The following is a 20099-nucleotide window of genomic DNA, read 5'->3' as shown; positions in this document are numbered from 1 at the left end:
TTCTTTTACTATATATTACTTTTATATGATCGGGTTGTCTTATCTGAAGGTACTGGATTTGGTTTTGGCTAAAGCCAATGGATGGGGTTTGTTTTATGTGGGCGGGCTAAAGCCCATCCCTATTGAACAGGTGTTCCGGAAAGAATGGGTTTATTATTGGCGGCTGGCTACTGGCGGCTGGCTATTGACCATTGACCATTGACTATTGACGATTCACCGTTGACCGTTCACTTACTGCCGCATGTTTATCAGGCTTCTTTTGTAATGTATCACTCCTACCCTAGCCCCGATAGTAACGGGTACCCCGCAGCATAGCTTGGAAAATGGAGGGATACAGCGCAGGGAGCCATGGCGCGAGGAGTATGAGTGGATAGCGGGAAAAAGCTCCTCTTGAGTTCGAGGGTTGGAGAGTCTGAGAGTTGGTGAGTTGGAGGGCTGGAGAGTTCGAGAGATGTAGAGACCTAGAGATCGAGAGGGAGATCGTTGGGAATGTAAGTATCTTACTATTTTTTGGAAAATTTGAAATATGGAGTTTTCCTGTTTCAAATTATATTGTATGATCAGAAAAAGCGTTTGACCAGTAATCTATAGGTGTAGTACCCGATAAGACAGCCAACAGTGTCTGCTACGATATCCAGTGTTTCCATAGATCTACCCAATCCCATTTCCTCCTGCAGAATTTCAGTAAGGAAAGCATAGATAAGGATGATCTGAAAAAAGTAAGAGAATTTTATTTTGGGAAATGTAGCAATGAAAGCGAATCCCAATGCTGCAAATATACTCAGGTGCAAAACTTTGTCTATACCACTGAACATGAACCAATATTCCTGGTTCTCTTCTCCGGGCTTGAGAAGCATGTAAGTAAGAAATGCCCAATAAATGGGCAATATCTTACTAAATATTTTTGAAATCTTATCCAATGATAGCCTGGTAATCTTCAGCTGAAAGTAATTCAGACTGATCTGCTCCATCAGCAAGTTCTAATTTGATAATCCATCCATTTCCATAAGGATCTGTATTCAACAGCTCAGGCTGGTCTTCTAATTCTGAATTAAATTCAATAACCTTTCCTGCAATAGGTAAGAATAAATCTGAAACAGTTTTTACCGCTTCTACACTTCCGAAAACATCTCCTCCATTAAGGTCATCATCTACGGTATCTACATCTACATATACGATGTCTCCAAGTTCTCCCTGAGCAAAGTCTGTAATACCAATTGTAGCCACATTACCTTCAATCTTGATCCATTCGTGATCTTTAGTGTACTTTAATTCTGATGGTGTGTTCATTTTTAAATTTTTATTTTTACAAATGTATTCAAAATTCTAAAAGGTTCAAAGCTTTAATAAGCATCTTACAGAAATTTTGAATGGAAATAAAAAAATCGCTGCCGGAGCAGCGATTCAGGTTGAATATTATTTTTTAATCACCTTATTAGGATAGGTTTTTGCATCAAGCAAATCACCAAACATAAAAAGATACTGAAACTGTAATTTTTTTCCCAGGAGAATTGCTGCCTACACCAACATTGACTATAGTACTGATAAAGTTAAACTAAAGATCCCTCTCTATAGCAGAAAGGGATTTTAGTTTTAGCAATTATATGTTAATTTTTTTCTTAGAAACCACCACCAGCATCACCGAATGTAAACGTTGCAGAAATACCTGCTCTAACCGTTGACAGTGGAAATGCAGTTGATATCTTATACTTGGAAGTCATCTGCTCATAGAACACTCTTAAATTCAGATTCTCGGAAACATTATAGTCTGCCGAAAGTTTGATATTTAAAAGTCTCTGTCCTCCTGTGATTTGGGAATCATCTAACAATATATTCATAATAGAGGTTTTACTGTCTCTCAATGAAATATCTCCTCTGATATTAAGATCGCTTCCTTTTCCTTTTGATCCTCTTACATTCGCCATTCCTAATCTGAAATTCCGGACAATATATCCCAGTCTTACCACATATTCTGAATTGGAATCTTCAGTAAGGGTATGATTCACTAATCCCAGTACCATCATTCTATTTCTGTTATACTGTAATCCGAACTGCATATTGTTTCTCATGGTCACATCTACTCCGATAAGCGGTGCAAACGATTCTACATAGCCAACCTGAGCAAAAGTAAATGGATTGATGTAATCTTTATTCACATCAAACGCAGAATTTGGATCACTAACCTTAGTAATTAAGCTATTGAAATAGTCAATACTAGACTGGATTCCCGTAGCTGTATAGGTTGCGGTATATCCATGCAGAATATCAAACTTGGTAAACTGCCCATTAATCATTGGTACATTTCTTAGTCCAGAGTACGTAATCCGCCAGTTTGGTAGCGGGAATCCTGCTTTTTTAGGATTTCCCATTGTTTTCACAGCTTTACCTTCAACAGCCGCTCTAAACGCCGGAATTAATACATAAGCATTGGATATGCTATAATGTTCAGCAAATCCATCATTGCCAATAACTGCATTCGGACCTCCTAAACGGGTTGAAAGTACGCGTGCATTTTCTCTGATGGCCTGATAAACAGCCTGTCCATCCTTAAATGAAGTACTTAGAAGTACTGTAGAGTTGGAATAGGTTATTAAATCAGTAGCAAACGTAAAGTCTGGGTTTGCAACACCTCCGTTTGTATAGTTAAATCCGGAATGCGAAAAATTCCTGTTATAATTATGCAATATATTAAGATCTATTCTAAAATCATTCATTGGAACAATTTGGAGATTTGCTCTTAGTTCTTTCGTTGACATTCTTACATATGGATCTGTCATGTATGGGGAATCACTTACCCAGCCATTTTCCATCACGGTTCTTCTGATATCGGCCTGTGATCCAAACAGGAATCCCATTGTAGGTCCTCCTAATGTCTGTCCGGAACCATACCAGTTCGGAGCAGACAATAATCCTGGAAGTACAGTACCATTTGTTTCATTATAGTTCACATCCAACTGCTTGAAAGAAGTCAGGAAGAATGCGGCACTTTGAAGTACGGTAAGTTTATTTTTAAACTTATAGCCTTTATATCTGTATCTGTTCTTTGCCCATTGCTGTGTATACACATTGTTCAGGGAATCAATTTCCTGCTTGCGTTTTTGCAGTTTGGTAGAAATATTTTTAAAATAGTTAAACTGCCCGAAGAACTTAGGAATATCTGCTGTGGCCGTTGCCTGGATAACATTGGTATTCTGTCCCACAGATCCTAACGAACCTTCCGGGCTTGCAAGTAATGCTGTAGATCTCGCATTCCAGTTATAGGTAAACCCATATCCTACTTCAGCATTAATGAAATCTAAATAAGGAAGATACTGGAATGGCAGTTTATAGTTCAGCTGAACCCTGTGGTTATACAATACCGGTCTTCCTGCTCTGAATATATTTCCAAAAATAGCCTTATTATCCATGGTGTTAACATCCACATTATCATTTAAAGTTCTGGTTGCAGAATTGATTTCCAGTTTTAATGATTTTGTAAAGTTGAATCCTAATCCGTACTGCCATCCAAAATAGAAGTTTCTGTTTCTTAATGCTCCAAGATCACCACTGGTATCTCCTCCTAAAATAGCTTCTACATTTCTGAATTCAAGCTCATTATAATTCCTGTCGATTTCAGTTCTGAATGATAACCTTGTAGGAACCGGATTAAAGTTGAATTCCTTCACCCATCTCAGATATTTGGCAGATTTTGCCGTATCACTGATCATTTTGTTGAACGGTTTAATCACCCATGGTTTAAAGGTATAATTGTAATCAATATATCCTCTCAGGTATTGTCTATAGTTTTTCTTTGTATAGATGTCCCTGAAATAATCATCGTTATAAACAGCAGTCACAGAAACGTTTTCTATATCATAGAATTTAGGTTTCTTATTTTGATTCACTCTTTCTTTACGCATATTCACCACTCCAATACTTCTCTGCTGAGTATACGTTCGTGCCACCTTTTTCAATTGGGCTTTATTGGCAGCCTTACTAAACTCAACATCCGTATCCAGAGGATTATATTTCGGATCCTCGATGGTTTGTGAATAAGAGTAATTCAAAGGTATTTTCATACCTGTTTTTTCCGGTAATAGTTTATCAACGTTAACGGCTGTATTAATACTGAATGCTGATTGGGTAGACTGGTTTCTTTCTGCAGGTTTTGAATCTATATTTCCGAATCCAACTGAGGTATAGGAAGCATTTGCATTAACTGTTGCAAAATCTCCCATATTGAAATTTAAGCTGGCATTTCCTGCATATCCGCCATCATTTTCAATCTCAGAAAGACGGATTTCGTTGACCCAAAGTACTCTGGTCATTGCTCCTAGCGTTCTATCAGCATTTCTTACCCCAATCATTATTGTTGTAATGTTTCCTAAACTAGGCCGACCTTTAATATAAATATCTTTATTAGCACCTGCATTAGCCTGTTGAAACACGGGATCTGAGGTTCTGTCTGTTAATTTTATAGCTGAGTTCTTATCTCTTCTGATTTTAGCGTCCACAAAATTCTGGATATCAAAATCTACCTCGTTTTCCATTGGCCATATCTCCATTGGAGCTGTTGCAGAGGTTGGAGTAATTTTTAGAGATGCTTCATACTCATAATAGTTATCTGTAGCATCACTTCCAAAACGGATGAAAAATTTAGTTCTGGGGTCAATCTTTCCAATGTTATTATCTCTATCTCCAGGAACATGAGTATGAACAAAAAGCTTAAGCTTCTTATATCTTCTCATATCCAATGTTGTATTTTTAAACACTCCTCTCGCTTCAGCCTGAAGATCAGTTGCTTTCATATAAAGAGAAGCTTCATTCTGTCTTTGTGCTCCTGCATTTCCACTCAATACCTGTCTGTCAATACCCGGAGGCAGTACATAAGGGGGTTGGTTAAATGCATTTTCTTCAATATTTACACTTCCTACATCAAAATTATCATTTAACGTAGTACTTCCTGCCGTTCCTTCTTCAGGATTCTCTACAAGAGGGCTGGCAATTTTATATGGATATTTTCTCCAGTCAGATCTTACAAGATCCATTGTTCCGAATCTTAATGTAGAGGTTTGCTCAAATCCTGTTAACATTAATCTGGCAAATCTTACATTATTTAAAACAGAAGGCTCGTGTGTTCCTTCATTCAGATCATATTTAGAAACCGGAATTCTGAAAAGATACCATTTTACATCCGAAGACTGTCCGTTCTGGAAATTGGCTTTTACCGTCTTTACATCAACAATATTGTTATCTCCCAATGTAAGACTTGGTTTATCCAGTTTTACCACATATTGGTTATAATTTTCAGTTTGATCAAGGTTATAATCTTTGTTGATATCTTCAGCATCCGGCGTTTGTGAAGCTACATTCAAAGAGTTGGCTTCAGAGTTTCCGTCCGGGTTCCTGAAATATTTATATCGCTGAACCAGTGAAGCAGCCTGGCTTCCTGTAAACCGGTCAGACATAAAGAATACGAAGTCATCTAAAGCAGGGTCAGATGTATTAGTGATCGGGTTCACAAATGTATTTCCAAATCTCATGGACTCCTGATCAGAACTTAATCCATCATATCCTACATCCTGCGCTTTTCTATTTTCCCCTTCCGTAGAGAATGCATAAAGAATAGGTGGCTGTTTTGGCTGTACTCCCCAATTTGAGTTGGTGGTAGTGGAAGGAGTTGCCGGAGTTGGAAGTCCATTTTCATATTGCATTTTCCCATCTTTCAGTACATCTTCAGAAACATTTCCTAAATGCAGTAAAAGTTTGGGATTAGCTCCCAATTGGTTTCCATCCGCATAGGGATCCATCATCCAAAACTCTACATACTCAATGTTTGAGTTTACAAAGTTGGAGACACCTATTGGTCTCATGATTCCGGCCCATCTGTTTTGTGCCAGCTCAGTGGCCTGATTGACGTTATATGGACCTCTTTCCTGAGGGTAATATGAAATATCAAAAGTATTTGTAAAGGTTTGTTCACCTGCTACAAAATCCCTGTTATTATAGATCTCGGATAATTGTACTCTTCTTGAGGCGTGATTGGATACAGACTGTGGGGTAATCCCCGCAGGTGTTCTTCCCCCTACTCCCCAAAATCTTGGGTCAATATTATACCATGATAATAAACCTCTTCCATAGCCGCTGGTCAAATCATCGTTAAGAGGAGGATTATTGAACGGAGCAACCGTATTTTTCTCAGGTTTTGAGGCTAAACTCCAGGCGGCAGGTTCTTTTAAGGATATTTTAGAAGTCGTTTGTTCAAAGTCATCAATATAAGACTGATCGTTGGTTCCTTTATTCAGTCCCGGAAGCAGGTAGGCTCCTTCCATTTTAAAATTTACGTTGGACGGAGCTTCCGTTTTTACCAATGGCAGTTTATCGGTAAGCCTTGTCAGGAACGGAACCTGATTATTGTACATCAAATTGATCCCTGCCATTGTATTATTTACGGCTTCCTGTCCGTAATTTACTTTCTGGGTAAGTGGGGATTCCGAATAATTGACGACCGTGGCTCCTAAAATAAAGTTTTCACTAAACCTTCTTTCTAAATTTAATCCTAAGAATCTTTTTCGCTGGGTATTAAATGTTAGCTGGTTTTCCAGTGAAATATTAATCGCCTGGCCGGACTGCTTCACATTTTCATTAATGATCGTCACGGTTCCCAGCATATAGTCTACGGTATAGTCTACCCCTTCATTCAGCTGTACTCCATTGGCAGAAACTTTTACAGATCCTTGCGGAACATTGACAGCTCCTAAGGAGATCCCTTGCCCCTGTGTTCCTTTATAACGCCCCTCTATCGTATACCACTGAGGAACAGTAGATTGCGCTAGAGCTAATTTTTGCTTGTCATATAAATCATGAAGAACATATTTTGGATCATTTCCTACTAAGCTCTGCATATAATCTCCAAAAGGCTGTACTTTAGTGAAAATTATTTTCCCGTTTTCAGGTCTTACTGTAATCCCATTGACAAAATCAAAAATACCATCACCTTTAGAGCCGTCCTGATTATTCTGAATATCACCATTCATATTCAAACGGTCCCAGTTCATTAATTTCAGTAAGTTCTGATCCTGTACCGGAGTACCGGGAAGATAATTTACTTTTCCTCCTGTTTTCTGATCTCTATAATATAAATTCAGCATAAAACCATCCTGTGCAACCTGCCCTGCATCCAAAGAATAAATATTCTTCATCATCAGCTTCCACATCGGAGATTCTGTATTTACTCTATTGTTTACTTTTAAAACCTTGGTAATTAAAACCGGACTTTCTTCCGAAAATTCCCCGACTTTATATACTTTATTACTTCCCCCAACAGTATAAGAGTAAGATACCGCTAAAATCTGGTCATTATTTAGTTTTTGGTTTAATGAAATATATCCTAACTGCGGCTGTAATGTATACTCATTGGTATTAAGCCTTCTCGCTTTTGTATTGACGATGAATTCTTCACTATTGTCATAAGGTACTGCACTTCCCGGAAAAATCTGACCTTGAAAAATAGCACCATAATTTTTACCTGGTTCTCTGGTACCCGCTGTAGTACTCACAGCAGTATATAATCCGTTCAGAGAGTTGTCTGGCAGCATTGCTCCACCAGCACCTTCTCCAAGATCTCGGATCCCGATAATATTCTTTTGATAAGCCAGATTGCTATTTCCCTGATCCAATACCCAAACTTCCGCTCTGGTAATATTAATAGTAGAATTGATCTGTGGGTAATTAGCTAAAGCAGCCTCATATTTTCCCAGGAAGTAATGTCCTAAAAAGTAGTGTTGGTTATCTTCATAGTCAACAGCATTGACTTTAAAATTATTCATTACCCCACCACCCTGTACTACGATATTTCTGGCTTCACCTTGTTGCTGGGAAAGGACAACTGTTCCAAAGGTTTTACCCAGCTGAAATTCAGCCTTCACCCCGAATAAAGATTGTGACCCACGGATCAAACTTGTTGAAAGCGGCATATTTACGTTACCAAATTCAACCCTTTTGATGATTTTATCCTCACCACCTGCATTAGGTTTATCTACATTTCCAAGCCCTTTGCTCTGAAGATCCTTCCAGTTTCCTTTAGCCTGCCATACAAGGTTCATTCTGTTCTCAAAAGCAAAACCACTTTGGGTATCATAATTGGCTTTTAGCTGAAGGTTTTCCCCAACTTTACCCAATAATCCCAGCTGAATTCTCTGATTGATATCAAAAGTAAAGCTGGTTCTGTTCTGAGGCAGAATCATCGGGTTATCTATTTTTTGGTAAAGACCTGCAAAATCAAGGGAAGCGTATCCTGTAGGAATGATTTCAATCTTATTTCCTCCGAAAATAGTTTCAAAAAGCCTGTTATTGATCTGCACTGACGGGATTAATCCTTTTTTACGCGCATCGGTTTTGTCTTTTCTGAAAAGGAGATTGTATTTTTCAGATTTCTCCTTATAATATGCCCGGGTCTGCGTGGCCAGCATATAGTCTTTATATTCTTCAGGAGACATTGCTGTGGGAGGTCCTGTAATGGTATTCCCAACTTTAGGATACACATAGTACATCCCGGTTTTTATGTCGTAATAGGCTTCATACCTTGTAGGGTCAGCCACTTCATATTCTTTTCTTATGATTGCTGTATCCTTTTTCTGCTGCTGTGCAAAAGCACTGACAGACATACAAAGAAACGACAGGAACAAAAATATGTTAAGATGCTTATTATTCGTCACCAAATGTTAAATGTTTTTTAAAATTTGTTTTACCAATTCTTCAACCGAGATGCTTGGATCTTGTTTTAATATTCTATCAGCAATCTTCTCGCTCATCCGCTTAGGAATCCCTAAAACTTCTAATGCAGATAACGATTCTTCCTTAATTTTATTATCTACCCATGCAGAAATATTCTCTGCAGGATCACTGAATTTCTGGACTTTATCTTTAAGATCAACAATAATTCTTTCAGCAGTTTTTGCTCCGATTCCTTTTGCTTTTTGGATCAAAGCACTGTTCTTTGAAAGTATTGCAGAAGCGATCTCATCAAGGCTCAATGTTGAGAGCAGAATAAGGGCTGAAACAGCTCCTACTCCATTAACGCTTATTAACAGATTAAACATTTCTTTTTCTGAACGAGTGTTAAATCCAAAGAGAAGATGAGCATCTTCACGGATGATCTGCTGAATAAATAGAAAGGTCTGCTGATTCAAAACCAGCGTCTGTGAGGTCATTAAACTGATACCTACATAGTAACCAACTCCTTGTACATTAATTACTGCGTAGGTAGGCGTAAGTTCCTGAACGGTGCCTTGTAAAGAAAATATCATTATTAATTTTTAAAACTCCCAAATATAGCAATTTAAACTAATTAATATTTTCATTTCACGTGCGAATGATTTTTAACTTAATTTTTGAAGTGGAATTCAATCATTTGGAAGAAAAATAAAAGATTTGAAAAAAACGGAAACTTCATCTTTGCAGCTCTCATGATTTCCAACCTGCCCCATCATACCAAGGCTTCATTATTTACCACCAAATCTCTAATTGAAGTCCATAAGATATTCCGTGATTTTTATTCAGAAGCCTGGTATTGAAGTCTGATACTCCTGTTATTCCCATGAAGCTATCAGACCAATGGGCATAGGTAATAAACGGTCTTATAACCGGTCTTGAATAATATCCGTAATCCCACGAAATTTGAGGGGAAAATGTTACTTTCTGCAAACTTCCTTCTATTGCAGACCTGTTATCTTTCATATACTCAGTGCCAGCTTCCAGTGCCAGATTAAAATGTTTGTTAATATAATACAGATAACGAAAGCCTATACTCAACCAGTTTTTTGCTACTTTATTATCGAGTACCACTCCATTTTCATTGGTATTGCCAATTCCAAAATCTTTGTACTGATAAGTAAGTGATACCTGCACTGCATGTCTCTGTTTATCATCATAAACAAAATTATTAATGATATCCAATGAGTTGGCATGGTCAAGATTATACATTCTTTTTCTACCTGTAAAATCTGACACCGTTTTTCCTGTATAGAAATTATTTGTAATTGAGCTTCCTTTTCTAAATATTACGGTAGAAGTATGAGTAATATTCTTTTTGGAATAAGTCCACCATCCTCCAACTGCGTATCCAAAAGATTTTGGGGTATTTTCTATTTCATTTCCGGTTTTAAGACTATACTGGCCAAGGAGGTTAATTTTAGAGTATTCTGAAACGGGAATATCCAAATACCTAAGATCAGTTACATAGGAATGGGAATCATTATTTCCGTATTTAAATCTTATGAATGCAGCGTTTAAGTTCCCGGAATTTTTAATTTTATAATTTTCTATCCCAATACCTACCTGTGAGTTTTGCGCTGAATTAAGCCAAAAATAATCCAATAATTCACTATTCCGACGATCGTAATATCGTTTTCCTATCCATAGATTGGCATTTCTGACTACGTTATTTATTTTTCCATATAATTGGGCGGTCTGAGGAAACTGTTTATAATCATCACCTCCATAAGGAATAAATTTCGCCATCATATAGGTTACTTCATACACATTTACAGAATCTTTATTTTTATACCGGTAATTAAACTGAAGCTCTCCATAATGATTGGCCTCATTACCCATTCTGAATTTATGTACATTTTCCGGAGTTGTAAAATTGACCATTTGATTTCCATCAGTACCTCCTATTCCTGTTCTTAAGTATCCATTGATAGAAAATTCATGAGGGTTGAAGTTAAATCTTTGTGAATAGCACAGGGATGCAACCATCAGAAGCAGATGGCAGCCCAACGTTGTGAATGTCTTTTTTTTCATAGTGTTTCTTTACTAAAAAGAATCAACTAAAAACCATACAGATCTTTCAACAGCATAAGGGTAACTGTTGTTGTGTTTCATAAAAAAATCAAAGGATTTTACCAGAAAGGATATATGTAAATATCAGGATATTCAAAACCAATCTTTGATTTGGCAGTAATATTCTACCTTACATATAATTCCGGAATAAAAAAGGTTTTTTTTCATTTTTTCCCATGCATCTGTATTTGCTTTTAATCTCTCTTGTGTTTTACTTTCTAAGATATTAAATAAACCCGACACTCCTCAAAAAATCCATAACAACTCATCAGAAAACCTATATTAATGAATATTTTGAACTATTTATCACAAAAACCAATACATAAATTAAGCTAACAACAAAAAATAGCAAAAAGACAAACCTACTTATCTGCATAAATAGTAAAAATAAATGCCCATTAAATAACAGAAATACTCATATCGCTCTCAAAAGCAAAATTTTATATTTCTTCACATAAAAAAACCAGACGAATATTCGTCTGGTTCTATCCCGGTTTTTAGAAAAACCATAAATACTTTATTGTTATGCCTTCTTTTCTCTTCTCTGTGCATCAAGAACAGCAATGGTGGCAAGATTCACAATCTCATCAACACTTGAACGCATTTGAAGTACATGCACCGGTTGTTTTAGCCCCATTAAGATAGGCCCTATTACCTGTGCTACTTTCATTCCTCTGATAATTTTATAGGATAAATTGGCACTTTCAAGATTCGGGAAGATAAATGTATTGGCAGGTGTTGTTCCTAATTTGGAGAAAGGATAATCACTCAAATGATCTGCATTCATCGCAAAATCCGGCTGAATCTCACCATCTACAATCATTTTAGGATATTTCTCATGAAGGATACTCACAGCCTTCGCTACTTTTTTGGAAGTATCGGAAATTGCCGCAAAGTTTTCGAATCCTAGCATGGCAATTCTAGGTTCTATAGCGAAAGATTTCACAGTAAATTCTGCCATTTTAGCAATATTCACAAGGTCTTCTGCTGTAGGATTCTGATTGATGGAAGTATCTGCAAAGAAAATAGGCTTCTTTTCAGAAAGGATCATCATCATTGCAGCTACTTTATCTACTCCTTTATCTTTTTCAATAACTTCCAAAATAGGGCGTAGTACTGATGTATAATTTTTAGAGAATCCTACAATAAGACCATCGGTATCTCCATGCTTTAACATTAGAGGCCCAAAATAATCTCTCTGACGAACATATCTCTTCGCCTTGTACTCATTCATCCCTTTTCTCTGACGAAGTTTCCAAAGTGTTTCTCTGTATTTTTTTCTGTTTTCTTTTTGGTCATCATCACTCGGATCAATGATTGGAATATCCAGGGTAATTCCAAAGCGCTCCATTTGCTCTTTGATGTATTTTTTGTCTCCCAAAAGACTCGGGTAAGCAATTCCTTCTTCATAAAGAATTTGGGCAGCTTTCAATACGTTATATTCTTCAGCATTTCCAAGGGTAATTCTTTTCGGATTAGATTTTGCACGGCTCTGCATCATTCTTACCAATCTTTCATCTCTTCCCATTCTGTCTAAAAGCTGGTGCTCATATTCTTCAAAATCGGTAATTGTTTTTCTTGCAACACCACTTTCAATAGCAGCTTTTGCAACAGCGCTTGATACTTTTGTGATCAGTCTGTTATCAAAAGGTTTTGGAATGAAATAATCTCTCCCAAACTGTAAACTCTGAACGTTGTACGCCAGAATAACAGCCTCAGGTACCGGCTCTTTTGCCAAATCAGCAATAGCATATACCGCTGCCAGCTTCATTTCTTCATTAATTCCTGTAGCCTGAACATCTAATGCTCCACGGAAGATATAAGGGAATCCCAGCACGTTGTTAACCTGGTTAGGATAATCACTTCTTCCTGTTGCAAGTATAACATCTTTACGGGTCTCAATAGCAAGATCATAAGCAATCTCCGGATCCGGATTGGCCAATGCGAATACAATTGGATTTTCTCCCATGCTCGACAACATTCCGGGTGTCATTACATTTCCTTTGGACAACCCAACGAAAACATCAGATCCTTTTACCGCATCTTCCAATGTTTCAATATCTGTCTGAGCAATAAAGTCTAATTTTTCAGGAGTAAGATTTTCTCTTTTATGGTTGATGACCCCTTTACTATCACACATCAGGACATTTTCTTTTTTCAGCCCCAATGAAATATAAAGCTTGGTACAGGCAATAGCCGCTGCTCCGGCTCCATTCACCACCATTTTCACTTCATCAATATTTTTATTGGCAATCTGCAATGAGTTAATGAGTGCCGCAGCAGAAATAATAGCTGTTCCGTGCTGGTCATCATGCATCAAAGGAATATTCAATTCCTCTTTCAGTTTTTGCTCTATATAAAATGCTTCCGGAGCTTTAATATCTTCAAGATTGATCCCTCCAAAAGTGGGAGCAATACCTTTTACAATTTCAATAAATTTATCCGGGTCTTTCTCATTGATCTCGATATCAAAAACATTGATATCAGCAAAGATTTTAAACAAAAGGCCTTTCCCTTCCATTACCGGTTTTGAAGCTTCGGCTCCAATATCTCCCAATCCAAGTACAGCAGTACCGTTAGAAATTACAGCTACCAGGTTTCCTTTTCCCGTGTAGTCATAAACCGTTTCAGGTTTTTCGAAGATCTCCATACAGGGAACTGCTACTCCCGGAGAATAGGCCAATGACAAATCTCTTTGAGAAGAGTGTGGTTTTGACGGGATCACTTCTATTTTCCCTTTAGGTTCTGCTTTATGATAGTCTAACGCGGCCTGACTAAAGTTCTTTTCGTCGCGATTATTGTTACTTGACATAGGTTTTATTTTTTGTTAGAGTATATATTTAATGTGGTAATCTACTAAGCTTTCAATTGGTTTCTGAACAACATGTCCCACATTTAAATTAAGTTCTGTAGCAACAGAACGTAGAATATTTTCGTAATAATAAGCAATGGAGCCGATAAAATTAATCTCAGCCTCTTTCACTTCATCATAAGGAAGAACCTGGTATTCAAAGAAATTTTTCATTTCTTCAAAAACCATATCTCTTAGATAAGGATGATCTTTTCTATCCACAACAAATTTATTGAAGTTAGCCAAATAAGCATTTGGCCTTGGAGCATGATACATATTTTTCAATGCATCTTCTATGGTAAGTTGATAATCTGATTCAAATTCACAGTGAAGATCAGCAGGCAGCTTTTTCATAAAATACCTGCGCACCAGCTGTTTTCCAATAGCACTTCCACTTCCCTCGTCTCCTATAAGGAAACCAAGAGACGGCAATTCAATTTTAAGATTTTCACCATCAAAAAAACAAGAATTTGAGCCAGTCCCCAAGATACAGACAATTGCCGGCTTTCCGCTATATGCAGCATAAGCTGCAGCCATCAGATCTTCCTTGACAATAATTTCTGCTTTTCCAAATACTTTCTTAAGTTCGTTTTCAATGGTTTCACAGTTTTTTTGTACTCCACATCCAGAACCATAGAAAAAAATTCTGGTAATTGAATTTCTGACCGATATTAGATTGCTGTTTTTCTCTATTTCAGGAGTGATAAGTTCTTTGTTGATAAAATTCGGATTAAAGCCGATGGTTTCTGTTTTCAGAAAGACTTTTTTAAAGTCATCAAGTATTACCCAATCCGATTTGGTAGAACCACTATCTACAATAGCAACCATATTTTAGATTTTAATTTAAGGATGCTAAATTATGAATTTATCTTCAATTAGCGTTTAAAACAAACTGGAAGCTATTTAAAATTACTAATGTTTTATATCAGTTTTTTTTTCATTGAATTGCAAAAGCCAGTCTTCGATCTCATCTTCCAGATAAGACGTTTGTAAAACCATTGCATTGATAAAATCATCGGGAACAGGTTCGCCACTGGAATTTTCAAGATTCCAAAGTTCATTAGACATATTTTCATATTCAGAATACACTCTTTTGAAGCGGGAATTTTCTCTCTCAAGAGCCTCAATATTTTTCTGTTGAAGCTGGAATTTTCTGTATTTGTTTTGACGTTTCATACAAATATTATTAAAATTTGGGTCATTAAATATAGGGGTAGTATGCTTTCAACCACGCATTACAAGATAGAAAAAACCATCAACACAAGAAGTTGAAAATGAATTTATTATCAGGTTATTTTTACACTGTTTTGAATAATAAATTTAGAAATAAATTTTATTAAAAAAAATATTTTAACATCTTTTTTCAGTGTTTAACATATAGTTATCACAATATTACCTGAAATAACTTCAGACTTACTATTTGTATTTACCTTATAAATTATCTCTTAATAAAGTATAGTGCAATGATAAAAATAAACAGGCTGCTATCATTTCTTTTGCAGTGGAATAAAAATTCATATTTAATATTGCCCTTTAACTATTTTTGTATTTTATAACAAAGTTCTACATAAAAAAAGACACTTAAAATCAACACATTAAACAACGAAATTAAATTATTACATTTTATACAAACATGAATAAACATCGATCACTTATTATTTGCAACAAAGTAGCCTTAACTTTAGGATTACTATCTTCTCACATTCTCTTTTCTCAATTTCAACAGAATACATTTCTGACAGGTGTATATTGGCCTCCAAACATTCAACCTTTTTTACATGCTGTCCCTGAAGATTACGATGGTGATGGAAAAGCAGATTTAGGTATAAAAACAGATGGAGGATCTTGGCTCATAGACTACTCCGGGAATGGATTCAATGGATGGGAATGGACTGGAACATTAAGAGGAGGGTCAGAAGCCCATCCTGTACCTGCCGATTATGATGGTGATGGAAAAGCAGACCTAAGTGTAAAAACTGACAATGGAAACTGGCTTATTGACTATGCCAGCGACGGATTCAATGGATGGGAATGGACTGGAACATTAAGAGGAGGGTCGGAAGCCCATCCTGTGCCGGCTGATTATGATGGTGATGGAAAAGCTGACCTTAGCGTAAAAACTGACAATGGAAACTGGCTTATAGATTATGCTAAGGATGGATTTAATGGATGGGAATGGACTGGAACATTAAGAGGAGGGTCGGAAGCCCACCCTGTGCCGGCTGATTATGATGGTGATGGGAAAGCTGACCTTAGCGTAAAAACTGATAGTGGCAACTGGCTTATCGACTATGCTAAGGACGGATTCAACGGATGGGAATGGACCGGAGTTCAGAAAGGAGGTATTGAGGCAAAACCTATTGCAGCAGATTATGATGGTGATGGGAAGGCTGACCTAAGTGTGAAAACCAATGAAGGAAACTGGCTTATTGACTACGCTAAGGATGGATTCAACGGATGGGAATGGACCGGAACACAAAGAGGTGGAAGCGATGCAAAGCCTGTACCAGCTGATTATGATGGCGACGGAAAAGCAGACATTAGTATTAAAACTGATTCGGACAGTTGGTACATTGACACCTATGCAGATGGAATGTTCAGCGGCTGGAATAGTATCTATAATTTGGATGAGATTACCCCATATAATCTGTTAGGGTTAAACCCTGCAGACCTTAGTAACTTTAATAGGGTTAAATCTGCCTATATAGATCTTTTAATAAGCCCGGAATCCATATTTAATAATACTCATTACACAAAAGTGGATTATTATTTAAATTTAGCTGCCCATGAGTCTTTAAAAGTACTTATTTCAAATAATAAAATTATGTCTTTTTCAGATCCAGCTTTATCAGACACGAACAATCAGCAGTTCATCAATCACTTCAAAAACAATATACCATCATTGCTTAAAGAAGCCATTTTTGGAATAAATTTAGGCGATGAACCTGCCCCTACAAACCTTCAAAATGTTAATAAGTGGAATCTTTTTTTTAAAAATAACTATAATCAAAAACCAACTTATTATAATTTATTGCCAAGATATGGGGATTTCGCGAGCGATACTGCTTACGAAAACTATCTAGACAATTTTATTAATTCAAACTCTTCAGACATCGTATCTTTTGATCATTATCCGTTTGACGGCAGTATTTTTTTAAACAGCTATTTTTATAATTTATCCAAAGTAAAAGAAAAGTCTCAAAACAAGCCTTTCTGGATGGTAATACCTTCTCATAAAGATTATTCGCCTGTACCTTATGAAGCAAAACTTAAATTTCAGGCATTTTGTCCCATTGCCTATGGTGCTAAAGGGTTGATGTATTGGTCATATGTAGATGGTTTTGAAAATGATCCTATTAAATATGAATCTATTCAAAAAATCAACCGTTTCTTAAAAGAAATTGTTGGGCCAGTTGTAATTAATAATAAAAATACTGCAACCCTGCATAAAAATAATACACCTCTAAACCAGGGTTATCCTTTTTCCACACACGAACTTATACAAGACAATAATACAGTTATCAGAGATGTAAAGAACGAAGATATTCTATTGGGTGTTTTTGAAACAGAAAAAACCAGTAATACCAAAACATCTTATGTATGGATTGTTAATAAAAATGTAAATACATCTGCTTCACAAACAAAAATTTACTTAAAGGGATATCTTGTAGGAAAGATCTTGATATCACCCCGAGTAGATAGCTATGATCCACAGTCCCCAAATTATCAAATCATTTCTGACGCATATTTTGATAATCAAAACAATCAAACAATAATTAATCTTCCGGATCTCTATCCTGGTGAAGGTATTATGTTAAAAGTCAATCAGTATATAAGTAGTACCAACAAAGATTATGATGGTGATGGAAAAGCCGATATAAGTATAAAAACAGATACCGGAAAATGGCTTATTGACTATGCTAAAAATGGATTTAACGGTTGGGACTGGACTGGAACACAAAGAGGTGGTGTCGATTCTCATCCTGTTTCTGCGGATTATGATGGTGATGGAATAACAGATTTAAGTGTAAAGACAGACACAGGAAATTGGCTTATTGATTATGCTAAAAATGGATTTAATGGTTGGGACTGGACTGGAACACAAAGAGGTGATGTCAATTCTCATCCTGTTTCTGCGGATTATGATGGTGATGGAATAACAGATTTAAGTGTAAAGACAGACACAGGAAATTGGCTTATTGATTATGCTAAAAATGGATTTAACGGTTGGGACTGGACTGGAACACAAAGAGGCAATGTCAATTCTCATCCTGTTTCTGCTGATTATGATGGCGATGGTGCTGCAGATTTAAGTGTTAAAACTGATGATGGAACTTGGCTCATTGACTACGCAAACAATGGATTCGATGGATGGGAATGGACTGGAACATTAAGAGGAGGGTCGGAAGCCCATCCTGTGCCGGCTGATTATGACGGTGATGGCTTGGCAGATCTAAGTGTTAAAACAGACGCTGGAACTTGGCTTATTGATTATGCCAAGAATGGATTTAACGGATGGGACTGGACTGGAACACAAAGAGGAGGAGGTAATGCGCATCCAGCTCCAGCTGACTATGATGGTGATGGCATGACAGATCTGAGTGTAAAAACTGATGATGGAAAATGGTACATTGACTATGCCTATAACGGTTTCGATGGATGGGACTGGACAGGAACAGATAGAGGAGACCTTGATACTTCAGTTGCTAGAAAAGCTGTGGCAAATAATATAGAGAACAAACTTTATCAAAACACACCTAATCCTTTTAATACTTCTACAACGATAGAATACTTTCTAGTTGACAGTACTAAAAATGCCGAAATAAATGTTTTCAACCAACAGGGAATACCTGTAAAAAAATATACTCTTGATAAAAAAGGAAAGGAAAGTATTAGATTAGAATCTTCCATGCTTCCTTCCGGAATCTATTATTATAATCTCATCGTTGATGGCCAACAATTGGACACTAAAAAAATGATCATACAATAACATGATTAAGTAAATAGGCTGCCTCGTACAGCCTATTTGCTTAAATTTACTGTTATAAATAATATATAGTTCTCATAGTAAGATATTCAGCCAACTATATATAGGCCTAAAAATCAAAACATTACACTAACCCCTTATTTTAAAATAATCTTTTATTCTTACATTATTAACATATAGTTATAAATTTGCAGCTCATATCTATTGAATGAAAGAATTACTCATACGCCAGAAACAGGTTTTGTTTTTTATCATAGCTGGAGGACTCAGTGCAATTGTAGAAATTGGGAGCTTTAAGGTATTCAGCACCTATCTTCCTCAATTTCTTGCCAGAGAGACCAATTTCCATGGCATTCATTATCCTTTAAGTAATATTTTCTCTACCAGCTGTGGAATTATTACCAATTACTTTCTCAGTATATGGTTTGTTTTTGAAAGAGGAAAACATTCCAAGAAAAAAGAGTTTGCCTATTTCATGGTAGTTTCCTTTATCTCCACTTTATTCAGCTTAGGTTTCTTCCAGGTATTTTACAGCTTTGTCTTTAAGGATAATATCAATTTAATTTTTTATACCTTAAGCCCTGAGATGATCAGTAAGATTGCTGCCATTCTGCTGGTTTCTATTCTCAATTATTCTGTAAAAAAGAAAGTAATTTTTAATGGTTAAACTGTGACAAAAATTTTAAATTATCTCTGGAGGTTCTGGTTGCTGTTACTTGCATTTATCCTAACAGTTACGATGGGAATCCCTGTTTATATTTTATCCTTTAATAAAAAGCATTATAAATACGCTTATAAATTTATAAGGATCTGGTGTTTCGGAATGTTCTATGGAATGGGGTTCAGGTATGACCTCATAAAACTTTCTGAACAGAAGAAAGATAAGAATAAACAGTATGTTTTCATTTCCAACCACACTTCTATTATGGATATTATGCTTACCTGCATTCTTTTTCCGGATCATCCGGTTTGTTTTGTAGGAAAAAAAGAGCTTGTAAAGATCCCTATCTTTGGAACCATCTATAAAAGAATATGCGTCATGGTAGATAGAACCAGCGCAAGAAGCAGGGCCGATGTATACAGGAGATGTGCCGAGAAAATGGGAGAAGGAAACAGCATTGCTATCTTTCCTGAAGGCGGAGTGCCTGATGATACCAGTATTATCCTGGATGAATTTAAGGATGGGGCATTTATGTTGTCTTCAAAATACCATTCTCCCATTGCTGTATACACCTTTATAGGACTTAAAGAAATGTTTCCTTTTGACAGTTCTCAGGGCTACCCTGGAAGAGTGAAGGTCTATTTCAATGGAATTATAGAACCCACAAATTCTCCAAAAGACTCAAAAGCAGAGGCTTACCACGAAATTAAAAAAACCTTATTGGAGCATTCTATTTAAAAGAAATAGTTATATTTGTTTGCGAAATTTTCAATAAA

Annotated in this window: 12 protein-coding genes; 4 read left to right on the top strand and 8 right to left on the bottom strand. The window is 36.5% G+C overall.

Features of this window, described 5'->3' with window-relative positions:
- On the top strand, positions 1-202 hold a 202-nt coding region (locus MP477_RS21400; RefSeq protein WP_257192024.1), incomplete at its 5' end, for a hypothetical protein.
- A gap of 358 nt (positions 203-560) precedes the next feature.
- Here the strand turns inward: MP477_RS21400 and MP477_RS21395 are convergent.
- The 8 genes from MP477_RS21395 to MP477_RS21360 all read right to left on the bottom strand — a co-directional run bounded on the left by MP477_RS21395 (position 561) and on the right by MP477_RS21360 (position 14851).
- Complete coding sequence (locus tag MP477_RS21395) at positions 561-971, bottom strand: VanZ family protein (protein WP_373567442.1); 411 nt, start codon at positions 969-971, stop codon at positions 561-563.
- Positions 913-1290, bottom strand: a complete 378-nt coding sequence (gcvH, locus tag MP477_RS21390) for a glycine cleavage system protein GcvH (RefSeq protein ID WP_047496612.1) — start codon at positions 1288-1290, stop codon at positions 913-915. The genes MP477_RS21395 and gcvH overlap by 59 nt, the downstream gene beginning before the upstream one ends.
- A gap of 329 nt (positions 1291-1619) precedes the next feature.
- Positions 1620-8645 (bottom strand): cell surface protein SprA, encoded by a 7026-nt coding sequence (gene sprA, locus MP477_RS21385; RefSeq protein WP_257192026.1) that lies wholly within the window; start codon positions 8643-8645, stop codon positions 1620-1622.
- 57 nt (positions 8646-8702) lie between these two features.
- Complete coding sequence (gene ruvA, locus MP477_RS21380; RefSeq protein ID WP_230041054.1) at positions 8703-9287, bottom strand: Holliday junction branch migration protein RuvA; 585 nt, start codon at positions 9285-9287, stop codon at positions 8703-8705.
- Between the two features lie 199 nt (positions 9288-9486).
- Entirely contained in the window at positions 9487-10785 is a 1299-nt protein-coding gene (locus tag MP477_RS21375; RefSeq protein ID WP_257192022.1) for a carbohydrate porin, read from the bottom strand.
- A gap of 562 nt (positions 10786-11347) precedes the next feature.
- Positions 11348-13636 (bottom strand): NADP-dependent malic enzyme, encoded by a 2289-nt coding sequence (locus tag MP477_RS21370; protein WP_257192021.1) that lies wholly within the window; start codon positions 13634-13636, stop codon positions 11348-11350.
- Positions 13637-13651: 15 nt separating this feature from the next.
- A complete protein-coding gene (locus tag MP477_RS21365) occupies positions 13652-14503 on the bottom strand; it encodes an ATPase (RefSeq protein WP_257192020.1) in 852 nt (283 codons plus the stop codon).
- 84 nt (positions 14504-14587) lie between these two features.
- Positions 14588-14851: a hypothetical protein gene (locus MP477_RS21360; protein ID WP_047496631.1), complete on the bottom strand. Its 264-nt coding sequence runs from the start codon at positions 14849-14851 to the stop codon at positions 14588-14590.
- A gap of 457 nt (positions 14852-15308) precedes the next feature.
- Here MP477_RS21360 and MP477_RS21355 point away from each other — a divergent pair, with 457 nt between their 5' ends.
- The 3 genes from MP477_RS21355 to MP477_RS21345 all read left to right on the top strand — a co-directional run bounded on the left by MP477_RS21355 (position 15309) and on the right by MP477_RS21345 (position 20061).
- Positions 15309-18665 carry a T9SS type A sorting domain-containing protein gene (locus tag MP477_RS21355; RefSeq protein ID WP_257192019.1) on the top strand — a complete coding sequence of 1119 codons (3357 nt, stop codon included), beginning with the start codon at positions 15309-15311 and terminating at the stop codon, positions 18663-18665.
- Positions 18666-18870: 205 nt separating this feature from the next.
- Positions 18871-19329: a GtrA family protein gene (locus MP477_RS21350; protein WP_257192018.1), complete on the top strand. Its 459-nt coding sequence runs from the start codon at positions 18871-18873 to the stop codon at positions 19327-19329.
- Positions 19330-19332: 3 nt separating this feature from the next.
- On the top strand, positions 19333-20061 hold the full coding sequence (locus MP477_RS21345) for a lysophospholipid acyltransferase family protein (RefSeq protein WP_257192017.1): 729 nt from the start codon (positions 19333-19335) through the stop codon (positions 20059-20061).
- The last annotated feature ends 38 nt before the right edge of the window (positions 20062-20099 follow it).

This window comes from Chryseobacterium sp. WG23, from assembly GCF_024586575.1.
Taxonomy (GTDB): Bacteria; Bacteroidota; Bacteroidia; order Flavobacteriales; family Weeksellaceae; genus Chryseobacterium.
This window is presented reverse-complemented; position numbering and strand designations above follow the sequence as displayed.

Excerpts from the sequence above, each read along its gene's own strand:
- MP477_RS21370 (WP_257192021.1), bottom strand. The coding sequence starts at position 13,636 with ATGTCAAGTAACAATAATCGCGACGAAAAGAACTTTAGTCAGGCCGCG.
- MP477_RS21395 (WP_373567442.1), bottom strand. The coding sequence starts at position 971 with ATGGAGCAGATCAGTCTGAATTACTTTCAGCTGAAGATTACCAGGCTA.
- sprA (WP_257192026.1), bottom strand. The coding sequence starts at position 8,645 with ATGTCTGTCAGTGCTTTTGCACAGCAGCAGAAAAAGGATACAGCAATC.
- MP477_RS21365 (WP_257192020.1), bottom strand. The coding sequence starts at position 14,503 with ATGGTTGCTATTGTAGATAGTGGTTCTACCAAATCGGATTGGGTAATA.
- ruvA (WP_230041054.1), bottom strand. The coding sequence starts at position 9,287 with ATGATATTTTCTTTACAAGGCACCGTTCAGGAACTTACGCCTACCTAC.
- gcvH (WP_047496612.1), bottom strand. The coding sequence starts at position 1,290 with ATGAACACACCATCAGAATTAAAGTACACTAAAGATCACGAATGGATC.
- MP477_RS21355 (WP_257192019.1), top strand. The coding sequence starts at position 15,309 with ATGAATAAACATCGATCACTTATTATTTGCAACAAAGTAGCCTTAACT.
- MP477_RS21375 (WP_257192022.1), bottom strand. The coding sequence starts at position 10,785 with ATGAAAAAAAAGACATTCACAACGTTGGGCTGCCATCTGCTTCTGATG.
- MP477_RS21360 (WP_047496631.1), bottom strand. The coding sequence starts at position 14,851 with ATGAAACGTCAAAACAAATACAGAAAATTCCAGCTTCAACAGAAAAAT.
- MP477_RS21350 (WP_257192018.1), top strand. The coding sequence starts at position 18,871 with ATGAAAGAATTACTCATACGCCAGAAACAGGTTTTGTTTTTTATCATA.